At 72.2% G+C, this 14,949-nt stretch carries 15 protein-coding genes and 1 tRNA gene; 7 read left to right on the forward strand and 9 right to left on the reverse strand.

Features of this window, described 5'->3' with window-relative positions; all coding sequences use genetic code 11:
* The first annotated feature begins 25 nt into the window (after positions 1 to 25).
* From AB5J51_RS25210 to AB5J51_RS25220, 3 genes are all read left to right on the forward strand, one after another.
* Positions 26 to 1,411, forward strand: a complete 1,386-nt coding sequence (locus tag AB5J51_RS25210; protein WP_053785534.1) for a HAMP domain-containing sensor histidine kinase — start codon at positions 26 to 28, stop codon at positions 1,409 to 1,411.
* A gap of 110 nt (positions 1,412 to 1,521) precedes the next feature.
* Positions 1,522 to 2,196 (forward strand): NADPH-dependent F420 reductase, encoded by a 675-nt coding sequence (locus tag AB5J51_RS25215; RefSeq protein ID WP_053785615.1) that lies wholly within the window; start codon positions 1,522 to 1,524, stop codon positions 2,194 to 2,196.
* Between the two features lie 81 nt (positions 2,197 to 2,277).
* Positions 2,278 to 2,574 carry a hypothetical protein gene (locus AB5J51_RS25220; RefSeq protein WP_053785535.1) on the forward strand — a complete coding sequence of 99 codons (297 nt, stop codon included), beginning with the start codon at positions 2,278 to 2,280 and terminating at the stop codon, positions 2,572 to 2,574.
* Here the strand turns inward: AB5J51_RS25220 and AB5J51_RS25225 are convergent.
* Complete coding sequence (locus AB5J51_RS25225; RefSeq protein ID WP_369778704.1) at positions 2,495 to 3,793, reverse strand: MFS transporter; 1,299 nt, start codon at positions 3,791 to 3,793, stop codon at positions 2,495 to 2,497. The genes AB5J51_RS25220 and AB5J51_RS25225 overlap by 80 nt on opposite strands.
* Before the next feature lie 132 nt (positions 3,794 to 3,925).
* Positions 3,926 to 4,429, reverse strand: a complete 504-nt coding sequence (locus AB5J51_RS25230; protein ID WP_369778705.1) for a MarR family winged helix-turn-helix transcriptional regulator — start codon at positions 4,427 to 4,429, stop codon at positions 3,926 to 3,928.
* Positions 4,430 to 4,616: 187 nt separating this feature from the next.
* Here AB5J51_RS25230 and AB5J51_RS25235 point away from each other — a divergent pair, with 187 nt between their 5' ends.
* Positions 4,617 to 5,438, forward strand: a complete 822-nt coding sequence (locus AB5J51_RS25235) for an NAD(P)H-binding protein (protein ID WP_369778706.1) — start codon at positions 4,617 to 4,619, stop codon at positions 5,436 to 5,438.
* 161 nt (positions 5,439 to 5,599) lie between these two features.
* On the opposite strand, the gene AB5J51_RS25240 is transcribed toward AB5J51_RS25235, so the two are convergent.
* The 4 genes from AB5J51_RS25240 to AB5J51_RS25255 all read right to left on the reverse strand — a co-directional run bounded on the left by AB5J51_RS25240 (position 5,600) and on the right by AB5J51_RS25255 (position 8,467).
* Positions 5,600 to 5,672, reverse strand: a tRNA-His gene (locus tag AB5J51_RS25240).
* A gap of 106 nt (positions 5,673 to 5,778) precedes the next feature.
* Positions 5,779 to 6,381, reverse strand: a complete 603-nt coding sequence (gene orn / locus AB5J51_RS25245) for an oligoribonuclease (protein WP_053785539.1) — start codon at positions 6,379 to 6,381, stop codon at positions 5,779 to 5,781.
* Between the two features lie 92 nt (positions 6,382 to 6,473).
* Positions 6,474 to 7,646: a helix-turn-helix domain-containing protein gene (locus AB5J51_RS25250; protein WP_053785540.1), complete on the reverse strand. Its 1,173-nt coding sequence runs from the start codon at positions 7,644 to 7,646 to the stop codon at positions 6,474 to 6,476.
* A gap of 374 nt (positions 7,647 to 8,020) precedes the next feature.
* Positions 8,021 to 8,467: a hypothetical protein gene (locus tag AB5J51_RS25255; RefSeq protein WP_346766478.1), complete on the reverse strand. Its 447-nt coding sequence runs from the start codon at positions 8,465 to 8,467 to the stop codon at positions 8,021 to 8,023.
* 357 nt (positions 8,468 to 8,824) lie between these two features.
* On the opposite strand from AB5J51_RS25255, the gene AB5J51_RS25260 reads away from it, so the two are divergent.
* A complete protein-coding gene (locus AB5J51_RS25260) occupies positions 8,825 to 9,355 on the forward strand; it encodes a universal stress protein (RefSeq protein ID WP_030297865.1) in 531 nt (176 codons plus the stop codon).
* 99 nt (positions 9,356 to 9,454) lie between these two features.
* Positions 9,455 to 10,024, forward strand: a complete 570-nt coding sequence (locus AB5J51_RS25265; protein ID WP_053785542.1) for a GPR1/FUN34/YaaH family transporter — start codon at positions 9,455 to 9,457, stop codon at positions 10,022 to 10,024.
* Between the two features lie 96 nt (positions 10,025 to 10,120).
* Here the strand turns inward: AB5J51_RS25265 and glmS are convergent, their stop codons facing one another.
* The 3 genes from glmS to AB5J51_RS25280 form a co-directional block, all read right to left on the reverse strand.
* The gene (gene glmS, locus AB5J51_RS25270; protein ID WP_053785543.1) at positions 10,121 to 11,938 is read right to left on the reverse strand and encodes a glutamine--fructose-6-phosphate transaminase (isomerizing); all 1,818 of its coding nucleotides are present in this window, start codon (positions 11,936 to 11,938) and stop codon (positions 10,121 to 10,123) included.
* Between the two features lie 76 nt (positions 11,939 to 12,014).
* The gene (locus AB5J51_RS25275) at positions 12,015 to 12,290 is read right to left on the reverse strand and encodes a hypothetical protein (protein WP_030008735.1); all 276 of its coding nucleotides are present in this window, start codon (positions 12,288 to 12,290) and stop codon (positions 12,015 to 12,017) included.
* 108 nt (positions 12,291 to 12,398) lie between these two features.
* A complete protein-coding gene (locus AB5J51_RS25280; RefSeq protein WP_136225514.1) occupies positions 12,399 to 13,304 on the reverse strand; it encodes a DUF4429 domain-containing protein in 906 nt (301 codons plus the stop codon).
* Positions 13,305 to 13,355: 51 nt separating this feature from the next.
* On the opposite strand from AB5J51_RS25280, the gene AB5J51_RS25285 reads away from it, so the two are divergent.
* Entirely contained in the window at positions 13,356 to 14,933 is a 1,578-nt protein-coding gene (locus tag AB5J51_RS25285; protein ID WP_369778707.1) for a beta-N-acetylhexosaminidase, read from the forward strand.
* Positions 14,934 to 14,949 lie beyond the last annotated feature (16 nt).

The following is a 14,949-nucleotide window of genomic DNA, read 5'->3' on the forward strand; positions in this document are numbered from 1 at the left end:
GCGCGGCGGGCGCGGTGGGCGCGCGATGAGATGGGCGCTGGTCAAGGTGTGCCTCGCGGTCACGGCCATGGTGGTCGTGGCCTTCGCCGTGCCGCTCGGGCTCGTCGTCCAGGAGATGGCCAGCGACCGGGCCTTCTCCAACGCCGAGCGGCAGGCGGCCACCATCGGGCCGACCCTGTCCATCACCACTGACCCGGTGCAGCTGCGCAAGGCCGTGGAGTCCACGCAGATGGGCGCGGCCCAGCGGATGGCGGTCCACGTGCCGGCGATCGGCGGCAGCGCGCCGGTGGAGATCGGCACGGCCCGGGCGGGGTCGCACGCCGTGGCGGAGACCCGGCGGATGGGCCGGGCGATGACGACCCCGCTGGCCGGCGGGGGTTCGGCGCTGCTCCAGCCGACCGCCCTCGGGTCGGGGGACATCGCCGTCGTGGAGATCTTCGTACCGGAGAGCGAGGTCAGCAACGGCGTCGCGACGGCCTGGGTGGTCCTCGCGGGCGTCGGCCTGGCGCTGATCGTGGGCTCGGTGGCGGTCGCCGACCGGCTCGGCGCCCGGCTGGTACGGCCCGCCGAGCGGCTCGCGGACGCCGCGCACCAGCTGGGGGAGGGCCGGCTGGGGGCGCGGGTGCCGGAGGACGGGCCGAAGGAACTCCGCTCGGCGGCCGTCGCGTTCAACTCGATGGCGGACCAGGTGGTGGAACTCCTCGCCAACGAGCGGGAGCTGGCCGCCGACCTCTCGCACCGGCTGCGGACGCCGCTGACGGTACTGCGGCTCAACACGGCCTCGCTCGGCGACGGGCCGGCCGCGGAGCAGACCCGGGCGGCGGTGGAGCAGCTGGAACGGGAGGTCGACACGATCATCCGTACGGCCCGTGAACAGCGCGCACCCGCGGCCGCCGCGGGCGGGGCCGGGGCGGGCTGCGACGCCTCCGAGGTGATCCGCGACCGGATGGACTTCTGGTCGGCACTGGCGGAGGACGAGGGGCGCGAGGTGCGGCTCGCCGGCGTGGACCGCACGGTAAGGCTCCCCGTCGCCCGGCCGGAGCTCGCGGCCGCCCTCGACGCCCTGCTCGGCAACGTGTTCCGGCACACCCCCGAGGGCACCCCGTTCGCGGTGGACGTCCACGACGCGGGGGACGCCGTCATCGTGCTCGTCTCGGACGCGGGCCCCGGCATCGCCGATCCGGACGCGGCGCTGCGCCGCGGCAACGACGGCGGCCGGGACGGCTCGACGGGCCTCGGCCTTGACATCGTGCGCCGGGTCGCGGAATCGACGGGCGGCGACGTGCGGATCGGCCGTTCGATGCTCGGCGGGACCGAGGTCCGGGTGTGGATCGCCCTGGACGACCGGGCGCGGGGCGGTGCGGGCGGTGTGCGCACGCGCCGCGGCCGCCGCAAGCGGCGCGGCGGCTGACGGGCGGTTGGCCGGTTCGCCGGTTCGCCCGCCTTCGCCCACGGAGGGCGCGGGCGGCATACCGTACGGGGTGGTTGGTTGTCCTTCCCCCGAACGGAATGGAACTGGTCATGCGCTACGCAGTCCTCGGCACCGGGATCGTCGGCCGTACGGTGGCCGGCCGCCTCGTCTCGCTCGGACACGAGGTGGTCATCGGCACCCGGGACCCCCGGGCGACCCTCGCCCGTACCGAGTACGCCGAATGGCAGGAGGCCCACCCACAGGTCGGCCTCGCCTCCTTCCCGGAAGCCGCCCGGCAGGGCGAGGTCCTGGTGAACGCCACCGGCGGGCAGGTCAGCGTCGCCGCCCTGACGGAGGCGGACGCCGCGCACCTGGACGGCAAGGTGCTGATCGACATCGCCAACCCGCTGGACTTCTCACAGGGGTTCCCGCCCACCCTGGACCCGGTGGACGACGACAGCCTGGGCGAGCTGCTGCAGCGGACCTTCCCGCGGCTGCGGGTGGTCAAGACGCTGAACACGATGAACTGCCAGATCATGGTCGACCCGGCGCGCGTGCCGGGCGAGCACACCGTGTTCCTCTCGGGCGAGGACGCCGACGCCAAGAAGTCCGTACGCGAGCTGCTGTACTCCTTCGGCTGGCCGGAGGCGAGCGTGCTGGACCTCGGCGGCATCGAGACGGCCCGCGGCACCGAGATGCTGCTCCCCATCTGGCTCCGCCTGATGGGGACCCTCGGCCACACGGACTTCAACTTCCACATCCAGGGCGCGCAGCAGGGCGGCTGACCTGCCCGTCCCGGATGGGCGCCGAGATGTTGCCGGTCCCGGTGGCCGCGCGGAGTGTGGGCCTGACGGAAGGAGTCAGGCATGAGAGTCATGCTCCGGGCCCACTTGGACACGGCGGCCACGAACGAGGGCATCAAGAGCGGCGCCCTGCAGCAGTCCATGAAGAAGCTCACGGACGCCATCAAGCCGGAGGCCGCCTACTTCGGGCTCCACGAGGGCGTCAGGTCGTGCTGGATGGTCTTCGACCTCCAGGACAGCTCGCAGCTGCCGCCGCTGCTGGAGGACCTGTTCCTGCAGTTCAACGCCGAGATCGAGGTCGGTCCGGTGATGAACACCGAGGACCTGGCGAAGGGTCTCGGGGCGATGAAGTCCTCGTAGGGCGGGGCGGCAGCCCCCGTACCCCGCCCCGCCCCCGGCCGGCGGCCGCCCACGCGAGCACCGCGGAGGCGGCCGCCGCCGCGCACGACACGGCGAACGCGGCCCGGTGGCCGTGTGCCGCCGCCAGCGGTCCGGCGGCCGCGGCGGCCAGGGCCTGACCGACGATCAGGCCGCTGCCGACCACGGTCATGGCCTCGCCCCTCCGCTGCGCCGGGCCCGCCCGCTCGACGAGCCCGAACAGCGCGATGAGGTGCGGGGCCACGGCCAGCCCGATCCCGGCGACGGCCAAGGCGGCGCCGGGCAGTCCCGACACGGCGAGCAGCGGCAGCGTGAGCAGCGCCTGGACGCCGATGGTCCGGCGCAGCCGTACGCCCAGGTCCGCGGACCCGGGGCGGGCGACCGTCACGAAGCCGGCGATCGAGCTGGTCACGGCCATGGCCGCCCACGCCAGCCCGGCCGCTCCCGGCTCGCCCAGCGACTGGGCGAGCGCGTTGACCCCGGTGTTGGCCCCGCTCCACGCGGCGCCCTGCAGCACGGCCATCGTGCACAGCAGCACGAGCTCCGGCGACCACAGTCGTACGTCGGCACGAGCATCGGCATCCGGTGCGCCGAGGGGGCCGGGCGCGGTCGGGTGGACGGCGAACAGGGTCCCGAAGAGCAGGATCAGCCCGGCGGCGAGCACGAGCGCGGAGGCCGGGTGCACGGTCACGGCCAGGATCCCGGCGAGCGCGGGCCCGACCACGAACCCGAGCTCGTCGAGGGTGGTGTCGAAGGACAGGGCCGTACCGACCAGGGCCTCGTCCTCGCCCGCCAGGTGCGCCCAGCGGGCCCGGGCCAGCGGGCCGACCTGCGGCACGGTGAGCCCGGCGGCGACGGCGAGGGCCGTCCGGGCGGGCAGCGGCAGCCCGGCCAGGACGGCCGCGACGAGGGCGGCCAGGACGGCGGCGTTCGCGACGCAGGCGACGAGGAGCACGGGGCGGTGGCCGCGCCGGTCGGCGAGGCGGCCGATGACCGGGCCGCCGAGGGCCTGGCCGAGCCAGAGGGCGGCCGCGACGGTGCCGGCGTCGCCGATGCCGTCGCGTTCGTTGATGAGCAGGAGCGTCCCGATGGGGCACAGCGCGGCGGGCAGCCGCGCGAGGAACGCGTAGACGGGCAGGGCGCTGCCGCCGAGTGCGAAGACTCCGCGGAAGCCGCCGGGGGCGGCGTCGGATCCGGACACGGACAACCTCCATCCGCACGCCGACCCTCCCGTGTCTCCGGCGCGCACCGTTGCCCGTGAGCAGGACCGTAGCCGCGGAATGCGGGCTTCGGGAGTCCCGCGTGCTCGCCCTGGCGAGGTGGGGCCCGGAGGTCAGCCGCCGGAGTTGAGGCGCTGGGCCTGGGACCGGCCGACCTCGGCGGCGCGGTGCAGGTAGTCGGCGATGACCGCGAGTTCGGAGTCGGAGTAGCTCTCCAGGACCGCGCCGAAGGCCCGGCCCGGGGTCTCCCACGCCTCGCCGATGCGCCGGCGCGCCCCGGGGGCGAGGGAGACGAGGGAGCGGCGGCGGTCGTGGGGGTCGGCGTGCCGCTCTACGACGCCGGCCTTGACCAGCCGGTCGACGAGGCGGGTGGCGGACCCTGAGGTCAGGCCGGTGAGGCGGGCGATGTCGCCGGTGCTCACGGGGCCGGGCTCCATGTCGAGGAGGGCGACGCACTGCATGTCGGTGGGGTGCAGCCCGACGTGGTCGGCCATGGCCTGGTTGAAGAGCGAGTAGTCGGCGTAGTGGCGCTGGCTCTCGGTGACGATGCGCGTGAGCAGTTCGGCGCGGCTCCACTCGGCACGCGTGTCACTCGAACGAGGGGAATCGGTTGACATCGGCTTCTCCATGCCTGAAATTTATCTGCGTGACGCAGAATATTGATCGTGCAGAATCTGTGCCACGTACTCATCCTAGCGTGGGCTGCACGCCAGGACAGCAACAAGACCAGCAAGAAGACCAGCAACAAGACGAGCAAGAAGACCAGCAAGAGAACTGCAACCAGAACAGGAACAGAAACCCGCCATGTCGATCCTCGTCACCGGTGCCCGCGGCGCCGTCGCCCGCGGCCTCGTCCCCCTCCTCGCCGCCCGCGGCATCCCCCACCGCCTCGCCTCCCGCGAGCCGGATACGCCCCATGCCGTCCACTGCGACCTCACCGATCCGTCGACCTTTCCCGGCGCCCTGGCCGGCGTCCGGTCCGTCTTCCTCTATGCCGAGGCCGCCGCCATCGGCGCCTTCGTCAAGGAGGCCGTCAGCGCCGGAGTCGAGCACGTCGTGCTCCTGTCCTCCTCCTCGGTGCTCGGCCCCGCCGCCGCCGAGAGCCCGTTGTCCGCCTCGCATCTCGCCGTCGAGGAGGCCCTGCTGGCCTCCCCGCTGCGCACCACCCTGCTGCGTCCTGGCGCGTTCGCGAGCAACGCCCTCGGCTGGGCCTGGTCGCTGAAGTCCGGCCGCGCGGTGCAGCTGCCCTACCCGGGCGCCCACTGCGACCCGGTCCATGAGGCCGACCTCGCCGAGGCCGCCTTCGCCGTCCTCACCGACCCCGCCCTCGGTGGCCGCGCGTACCACCTGACCGGCCCGCACTCCCTGACCTTCGCGACCCAACTGGCCATACTCGGCGGGGTGCTCGGTGCCCCCGTGCCCTTCGAGTCCGTCACCGCCGAGCAGTGGAAGTCCGGGGTCGAGGGCTACATACCCGGCCCCTATGCCGATGCGCTCCTCGACTACTGGGCCGCGAGCGACGGTCTCCCGGTCGAGATCACCGACGCCGTCGAGCGCCTCACCGGCCACCCGGCCCGCTCCTTCGAAACCTGGGCCGAGGACCACGCGGCCGCTTTCCACGCCTGACCGCCGCGGCCCTCTTCCGCGCGGGCCGGCGGCGGTGTTCCGGGCGGGAGTTCAGCCGGACCGTTCGGCGGTGGACCGGCGACAGCGCCCCGAAACGCAGCCAGAGCCCGGAAAACACAGAGGGCCCCGGTCCGCTTTCGCGGACCGGGGCCCTCTCGCAGGGTGAGTGACGGGACTTGAACCCGCGGCCACCTGGACCACAACCAGGTGCTCTACCAACTGAGCTACACCCACCATGTCCGGTCGGAAAACCGACCGGCCGAAGAAAAGGGTACAGGGTCCGGGAGGGTGCTCGCGCCCTCCTTTTCCCCGACCCGTCTGCGGAGCGTCCTGCCGGGTCCTATTCGGCGGACAGGGTGTGCTTGGCGGCGATGGCCCGGGCGGTGTCCGAGTCGGGCCCGGGCTGCGGAACGAAGACCGCCTCCCGGTAGTAGCGCAGCTCGGCGATGGATTCCTTGATGTCCGCGAGCGCCCGGTGGTTGCCGGTCTTCGGCGGGCTGTTGAAGTAGGCCCGCGGGTACCAGCGGCGCGCCAGCTCCTTGACCGAGGACACGTCCACGATCCGGTAGTGCAGGTGGCTCTCCAGTGCGGGCATGTCACGCAGCAGGAAGCCGCGGTCGGTGCCGACCGAGTTCCCGCAGAGCGGAGCCTTGCGGGGCTCCTTCACGTGTTCCCGTACGTATGCCAGGACCTGCGCCTCGGCGTCCGCGAGGGTGATCCCGGCGGCCAGCTCGTCGAGCAGTCCTGAGGCGGTGTGCATCTCGCGCACCACGTCGGGCATGGTCTCCAGGGCCGCGTCCGGCGGGCGGATCACGAGGTCCACGCCTTCGCCGAGCACGTTGAGCTCCGAGTCGGTGACCAGTGCGGCCACCTCGATAAGTGCGTCGTCCGTCAACGAGAGCCCGGTCATCTCGCAGTCGATCCACACCATGCGATCGTTCATGCGGCCCAGCTTATGCGGATTACGCGGAAGGTCCCCCGCATCGGTGACGACCGATGCGGGGGACCTTCGTCAGGCAGTGCCCGTCGCGGGAGCTACGCGTGCTCGCGCAGGACCCGGTTCGGTGCGTACAGCTCCGTCACCGTCGGGCCGGCCGCGGCCAGGGCCGCCGCGGCCCGCTGGGGCTGCGGAGTGCGCTGGTGCGGTACCGGGGACCCCTGGATCTCGGCCACCTGGGCCACGTCGGCCTGCGGCCGGCGTGCCCGGTAGGCCGAGCGGTAGGCGGCGGGGGAGGACCCCAGCTGGCGCCGGAAGTGCCCGCGCAGGGCGACCGGCGAGCGGAACCCGCAGCGCCCGGCGACCTCGTCGACCGAGTAGTCGGAGGTCTCCAGCAGCCGCTGCGCCTGGAGCACCCGCTGGGTGATCAGCCACTGCAGCGGCGCGCTGCCGGTCAGCGAGCGGAAGCGCCGGTCGAACGTGCGCCGGCTCATGTACGCGCGGGCGGCGAGCGTCTCCACGTCGAACTGCTCGTGGAGGTGCTCCAGCGCCCAGGCGACGACCTCGGCCAGCGGGTCGGCACCGATCTCCTCCGGCAGCGACCGGTCGAGATAGCGTTCCTGGCCGCCCGTGCGGCGCGGCGGGACGACGAGCCGGCGGGCCAGTGCCCCGGCCGCCTCGCTGCCGTGGTCCGTGCGCACGATGTGCAGGCACAGGTCGATTCCGGCCGCGGTGCCCGCGGACGTCAGCACGTCGCCGTCGTCGACGAACAGCTCGCGCGGATCGACATGGACGGACGGGTACCGCTTGGCCAGCGTCGGCGCGTACATCCAGTGCGTCGTCGCGGGCCGGCCGTCCAGCAGACCGGCGGCGGCGAGCACGAAGGCCCCCGTGCACAGTCCGACGATCCGGGCGCCCTCCTCGTGCGCCAGACGCAGTGCGTCGAGCGCCTCCGGAGGCGGCGGTGAAGTGATCGAGCGCCAGGCCGGAACGACGACCGTGCCTGCCCGGGCGATCGCCTCCAACCCGTACGGCGCGGTGAGCTCGAGTCCGCCGGTGGTCCGCAGCGGACCGTCCTCCCCGGCGCAGACGAGCAGTCGATAGCGTGGAACTCCCGCGTCCTGCCGGTCGATGCCGAACACGGAAAGTGGAATGGAGCTCTCGAAGATCGGCCCGCCGCTGAACAGCAGCACCGCGACGATCTCCCTGCGGCGACGCCCCGCGAGCTTCCTGCCGGCGTCCGCGACGACGGCGGTGGAATCCTGGCTCATGGCTAAGCCCCCCTTGGGTGTCGCGACTCCTTGGTCTGGTCGCACCTGCACGTTTCCCCTCGGCCTTGCACGTGGATCCCCCGCCGTAAATACATGATCGAATCTACTGCGTCCCGTGGTGTCGGCGTGACAAGTTCAGCACGCAGCGCTATGTCGACTTGGCAACTTGGCGAAAAGCATTCGATCAGGAAGCGTTCCACTCCGCTACCGGAGTGGGAAGCTCGCCGTCCGGCCATGGCCAGTACCCGTAGGGTCTCGGAGCCCCCCTGGCGGTGTAGTCGCTGGTGGTAGGGGGGTTGATGGGGCATTCCGACAAGAACGCCACTGTGCCGGGAAGTTGGCTGAAAACGTGCGGGTGTGGGCGTGCGAATCAGTCAGTCCTCAGGGGAGATTCCACCGGAGGTGTGACATCCCCGGTGCGCACGGCCCGGGGCGCCGGCCCCGGCGCGCGGACGGCGGCGGCGCCCGCCCGGCGGCAGCCGTTCCTCCGCGAGGGCCATCCGCTCCGCCTTCTCCGAGTACCGCAGCATCGCCCGGCACACGGCCGTGACGGCGACCAGCCCGAGGGTGGCGACGGCGGCCCCGTCGAAGGAGGTCCCGTAGACGACGAGCACCACGGGGACGAGCAGGCAGCTGAAGGCGGCCCAGCGCACCACGTCACCCGCGGGGTCGTCATGGGGGCGTCTGCCGGGGTGCACGGACGGGTGAACGGGGGCGGGGGTGAACTGCGGGGTCGTGTCGGTGTGCTGCGCGGTCCGGACGGAGCGGACGGACTGGGTCGGCTGAGCGGGCTGGACGGGGTGGACCGGATGGCCGGGCACGGGCGTGCTCCCTGCAGGCTCTTCCTGGACGGTCGGACGCCCGTCCAACGGTGCGCGACGGCGCTCGGTCACTGCGCGCATGGGTGGCGCGTGGCGCTGCTCGTCACTGGCTGTAGGGGGCAGCGGCCATTGCCAAGGAGCCCTCGCTCCGGCATGCTCCCTGGGACGCTCTCCAAGGGCGGCATGCCCTGTGCAGGACAGGAGTGTCGCCGTACCCTGGTGGGTATGGGCTTGGGAAGATGCTTCCCGGACAGAGCTCCGTCACACTGAGTCGTCGATTTTTCAATCGTCGCTTCAGCCCATTTGCCGCCCCGCCGCCTTGTCCCTTCCCCCGAGGACCCCTTCGCCGAGACATCCATGGCCGGTCACGAACTCCCCGAACCCGCGGACCGCAAGCGCAAACCCCTCGCCGATCACGCGTCGAGCGATCTGCGCGCGGCGGAACAGGCACGTCATCCCTGCGACCCGGCCTTCCGGCACGGGGTCGTGGTGGGGTTCGACGGCTCCACGTCCAGTGAGCGCGCCCTGGCGTACGCGATCGGGATGGCCCGCAGGTCCGGATCCGGCCTGATCATCGTGCACGTGGCCAACCGGCTGCCCACCACCGTGTGGGCCGGCTGCGAGCCGCCCGTCTTCGTGGACGTACCGGACCACCGCACCGAGGTGCTGGGGCTGGAACTCGCCTGCGCGGACTATCTGGCCGAGGTGCCGTGGATCCTGGTGGAGCGGGGCGGGGACATCTGCCACGAGCTGGAGGAGGTCGGCCGGGAGTACTCGGCGGACGCCATCGTGGTCGGCTCCACGCACGGGATCGTGGGCCGGATCTTCGGGTCCGTGGCGGGCCGGCTGGCCAAGCGCGCACAGCGACCGGTCGTTGTCATTCCGTAACCCACTGTACGTCGGTTGTGCGGTTGTGAACCCCCATGTAAAGGGTAGATAAGTGCTGCTGGGACGCAGCAAACAACTGCAGATCGAAGGGAGCCCGCCGTGGACAATGGTGTCTCTGCGGGAAGCACGGCCTCGACTTCGACCCTCGGGAACATAGCCCTGGGTCTCACCCTTCTCGCATTCGGTATCGGCCACACCGCCATCGTCAGCGGAGTGTCCGTCGCCAACTCCGTGTCACTCGCGACCTACGTCGGCGGTCTCGCCCTGTTCGTCCTCGGAGTCCTCGAATTCCGCGGCGGCAACGGCTTCAACGGCACCGCGTTCGCGGGCCTCGGCGCCTTCTGGTTCACCTGGGCCGCGGGGGCGGACGGAAAGGTTTCGGCACACGCCGCCGGACTGTTCCTGGTCCTCTTCGCCCTGCTCGCGCTGACCCTCACGGTCAGTGCCTCGAGCGGACTGTTCGGTCAGGGCGCGTACGCCCTGCTCACCCTCTCCCTGCTGCTCCTCGCGGTCGGCTCCTTCGCCGACAGCGGCGGCCTCGCCAAGGTCGCCGGCTGGGTGGCCGCGGTCTCCGGGCTGCTGTTCTGGTACGGCGCCACCGCGGCGCTGGCCCACTGGCCCACCGCATTGGGCAAGGCGTCGGGCCGGGGCGCGGTCGCCGCGGGCTGAGGCGCGTGGCGAAGCGGACGTACGGAACGGCCCCCGGGGGAATCCCCGGGGGCCGTTCCGCGTGCTCGGTGCGACTGCCGACTACTCGACTGCCGACTACTCGACGGTGACCGACTTCGCCAGGTTGCGCGGCTTGTCGATGTCCCGGCCCAGGGCCAGGGCCGTGTGGTACGCCAGCAGCTGGAGCGGGATGCCCATCAGGATCGGGTCCAGCTCGTCCTCGTTCTTGGGTACGAGGATGGTGTGGTCGGCCTTCTCCTGCTCGCGGTGGGCGACGGCAAGGATCCGGCCGCTGCGGGCCTTGATCTCCTCCAGCGCCGCGCGGTTCTTCTCCAGCAGGTCGTCGTCCGGGACGATCGCGACCGTCGGCATCGCCGGCTCGATGAGCGCGAGCGGCCCGTGCTTGAGCTCGGAGGCCGGGTAGGCCTCGGCGTGGATGTAGGAGATCTCCTTCAGCTTGAGGGAGGCCTCCAGGGCCACCGGGTAGCCGCGGACCCGGCCGATGAACATCATCGACTTGGCCTCGGCGTACTCGGCCGCCAGCTTCTTGATGTCCTCTTCGCCCTCGAGGATCTCCTGGATCTGCTCGGGCAGCTTGCGCAGGCCCTCGATGATCCGCTTGCCGTCGGTGACCGACAGGTCCCGGATCCGGCCCAGGTGCACGGCGAGCAGCGCGAAGGCCACGACCGTGTTGGTGAAGCACTTGGTGGAGACGACGCAGACCTCGGGGCCGGCGTGCACGTACACGCCGCCGTCGGCCTCGCGGGCGATCGCGGAGCCCACCACGTTGACGACGCCGAGGACGCGGGCGCCCTTGCGCTTGAGCTCCTGCACGGCGGCGAGCACGTCGTACGTCTCACCGGACTGCGAGACTGCGATGTAGAGCGTGTCGGGGTCCACGACCGGGTTGCGGTAGCGGAACTCGGAGGCCGGCTCGGCGTCCGCGGGGATGCGGGCCATGCTCTCGATGAGGCCGGCGCCGATCAGGCCCGCGTGGTACGAGGTGCCGCAGCCCAGGATCTTGACCCGGCGGATGCCGCGCGCCTCGCGCGGGTCCAGGTTCAGGCCGCCCAGGTGCACGGTGTTGAAGCGGTCGTCGATCCGGCCGCGCAGCACGCGGTCGACCGCGTCGGGCTGCTCGGAGATCTCCTTGTGCATGTACGTGTCGTGGCCGCCCATGTCGTACGAGGCGGCCTCCCACTCCACGGTCTCGGGGGTGGCGGTGGTCTTCGTACCGCTGGTGGTGTAGGTGCGGAAGTCGTCGGCCTTGAGGGTGGCCATCTCGCCGTCGCCCAGGGTCACGACCTGGCGGGTGTGGGCGATCAGCGCGGCCACGTCGGAGGCGACGAGCATCTCCTTCTCGCCGATGCCGAGGATGACGGGCGAGCCGTTGCGGGCCACGACGATGCGGTCGGCGAAGTCGGCGTGCATGACGGCGATGCCGTAGGTGCCCTCGATCGCCTTGACGGCCTCGCGGACCTTCTCCTCCAGGGTGTCGGCCTGGGAGCGGGCGACCAGGTGGACGATCACCTCGGTGTCGGTCTCCGAGACGAAGGCGACGCCCTCGGCCTCCAGCTTGGCGCGGAGCTCGGCGGCGTTGTCGACGATGCCGTTGTGGACGACCGCGACCTTGCCCTCGGGGTCCAGGTGCGGGTGCGAGTTGACGTCGCTCGGCGCGCCGTGGGTGGCCCAGCGGGTGTGGGCGATGCCGGTGGTGCCCGCGAAGCGCTTGGGGACCCGGGACTCCAGCTCGCGGACCCGGCCCTTGGCCTTGACCACCTTGAGCGCGGGGGACTTCGGGCTGTTGACGACGATGCCCGCGGAGTCGTATCCGCGGTACTCCAGTCGCTGCAGGCCTTCCAGCAGCAGCGGTGCCACGTCACGCTTGCCGATGTAACCCACGATTCCGCACATAAAGTCTTGCCCCTCCTGAAGTTCGGTTGCCCTTGCCGCTGTTGCCCGCGCCCGGTCCGTCGGCCGGACCTGTCGCTCAGCCGTAGACGATGCGGCGCAGCTGCCGGAGCGAGAGCTCCGGCGGCGCCACGGCGCGGTGCGGCAGCTCGGCCGCGATCCGTTCGAAGATCTCCGCGTTGACCGCGCCGCCGGACTGGAGCTCCCGGTGGCGGCGGCGCACGAATTCCTCGGTCGTCTCGTCGAAGTACGCGAGCACGTCGAGCACCACCCGGGCTGCCTCGCCGCGCTGCAGCGCGGTGCTGCGCACCAGGTGGTCGACAAGATCGTCATGAGACGGGCGGCGGTCGAGCACCCGTAGATACTGACGGGATACCGCCGGGAACGCAAAGATCCTGCCCGAAATCGGGCAGGATCCATCTGGTCCAGACCAGCGGAATGCGTAAATCCGCTCACTAAACGGTTAGAACCGGCGCAAAACGGCCTGCTTGGCTGCGGCGAACTCCTCGGCCGTGAGGATGCCCCCCTGATGCAGATCGCCGAGCTCGCGCAGCCGGCGCAGCAGCGCGTCGTGGTCCTCGGGGGCCGTCGGCTCGGGCGCCGAGGCCGCGAGCTCCGGCACCGGCGCCGCGGACAGGACCGTGGCGGCCTCGGCCGGCGCCGACGCGCCCCGGGGATGGGGCATCCGCACCGCCACGGCCGCCGCCACCAGCGCCATCAGCGGGTCCTTCTTGAAACCGAACAGCTCCACCGTGTACGGGTCGTACTTGGGTGCCGGAGCCGCCGGAGCGCCCGCCAGCGTGAACCGGATCCATCCGTTGTCCAGGCCCTTCGAGGGGGACCACTCCACCGCCCGCAGGTCCGCGACCCGGAACTCGCGCGGACCGCCCGAGCTCTTGGCCTCCTCCGTCGTCCAGTTCCAGTCCAGCCCCACCCGGTCCCCGTCGAAGGCCACCGTCCCGTCCCCCGCGGCCACCGTGATCGGCACGGCCGGCCCCGGCAGCAGGTACGCGTCCGCCGGGCCGGGGTCGACCTGGTCCAGCAGCAGCGCATTGCGGACCTCGTCCACGAAGTACTCCGCCACTCCCGTCCGGTCCGCCTCCACGGTCAGCCGGTACGGGTCGGAGGCATCCGGCAGCCGCCCGCCCGTCACCTGGAGCAGCGGGTCGGCGCCGTCACGCAGCTTCAGCCGCAACCGGCCCGTCTTGCGGCCCGGTTCGTAACTGACCCCGGCGAGCGCGCGCAGCGGTACGACCACTTCGCCCAGCGTCTGGCGCAGCAGCCCCACCCCCTTGTCGCGGCCGGGCACGATACGCACCGCGTCCCCGTCGAAGGTCCATGTGCCGTCCTTCTGGATGATTTCCGCCATCCGCCGATTCTCGCACCGGCCGCAGCACGCCAGTTGGCCTATACCTGCCTTATGAGAGTCCTGCGACGCACGCTCGGCACCCTCCTCGTCCTCGGCGCGGCCGTCTCCTGCGCCACGTCCCCCGGCGACGACGCCAGAGCCGGGGACGAGCGCCCCGCCCTCCTCGCGCCCTACGAGCAGCTCCTGCCGTCGCCCGCCTCCCTACGCGCCGAAGGCCCCGGGTACGCCGTCGGGGCGGGCACGGTCGTCCGTACCGGCGCGAGCGGCGGCGAGGAGGTCCGCCGGGTCGGCGAGCTCCTCGCCGAGCAGCTCAGGGGCCCCAGCGGGCTCCCGCTGCCGGTGGTCGACGGGGCCGACGGCGACGGGATCCGGCTGCGCCTCGACGAGCAGGCCGAGGGCGTCGGCGCCGAGGGGTACCGGCTGGAGTCCGGCCCGAGCGGGGTCACGCTGACCGCCCGGACCCCGGCGGGGCTCTTCCACGCCGGGCAGACGCTGCGGCAGCTGCTGCCGGTGGCCGGTCCCGGCACGGTGCCCGGCGGCGAGATCACCGACGCGCCGCGCTTCGCGTACCGGGGCGCCATGCTGGACATCGCCCGCCACCACTTCACGGCCGAGCAGGTCAAGCGGTACGTCGACCAGCTCGCCCAGTACAAGGTCAACACGCTGCACCTGCACCTGACCGACGACCAGGGCTGGCGGATCGCGATCGACTCCTGGCCGCGGCTGGCGGAGTACGGCGGCGGCAGCGAGGTCGGCGGCGGGCCGGGCGGCCACTGGACGAAGGACCAGTACCGGGACCTCGTGGCGTACGCGGCGCAGCGGTACGTGGACGTGGTCCCGGAGATCGACATGCCGGGGCACGTGAACGCCGCCCTGGCCTCGTACGCGGAGCTGAACTGCGACGGGAAGGCGCGCGAGCGCTACACCGGGATCAAGGTCGGCTTCAGCTCGCTGTGCGTAGGCAAGGAGCGGACGTACGAGTTCATCGACGAGGTGCTCGGCGAGCTGGCGGAGCTGACGCCGGGCCGCTACCTGCACATCGGCGGCGACGAGGCGCTCTCGACGCCGGCGGCGGACTACGCGGCGTTCATGGACCGGGCCCAGCAGGTGGTGGCACGCCACGGCAAGACGGTGGTGGCCTGGCACCAGCTGGCGACGGCCCGCCCGGCGCCGGGGGCGGTGCTCCAGTACTGGGGCCACGACCGGACCGGGGCCGCCGAGAAGGCGGCGGTGGCCACGGCGGCGAAGGCGGGCCACCCGCTGATCCTGTCGCCGGCAGACCGGCTGTACCTGGACATGAAGTACGACCTGACGACCAAGCCGGGACTGGCCTGGGCGGGCTTCGTCCCGGTGCGCAGGGCCTACGACTGGAACCCAGGTGCGTACCTGACGGGCGTCCCGGAGTCCGCGGTCCTGGGCGTGGAGGCCCCGCTCTGGACGGAGACCATCGCCACCCGCCCGGACCTGGAGTTCATGGCCTTCCCCCGGGTCCTGGGCCTCGCGGAACTCGGCTGGAGCCCGGGCCCGGGGAACTGGACCGACTACCGCCGGCGCCTGGCGGCCCAGGGCCCGAGGCTGGACGCCCAGGACATCACGTACTACCGGGCCCCGGACGTGCCCTGGCCGTAGCCGGGAAAAGGGGCCG

Origin of the sequence: Streptomyces sp. R33 (genome assembly GCF_041200175.1) — a bacterium.
GTDB classification, from domain to species: domain Bacteria; phylum Actinomycetota; class Actinomycetes; order Streptomycetales; family Streptomycetaceae; genus Streptomyces; species Streptomyces katrae_B.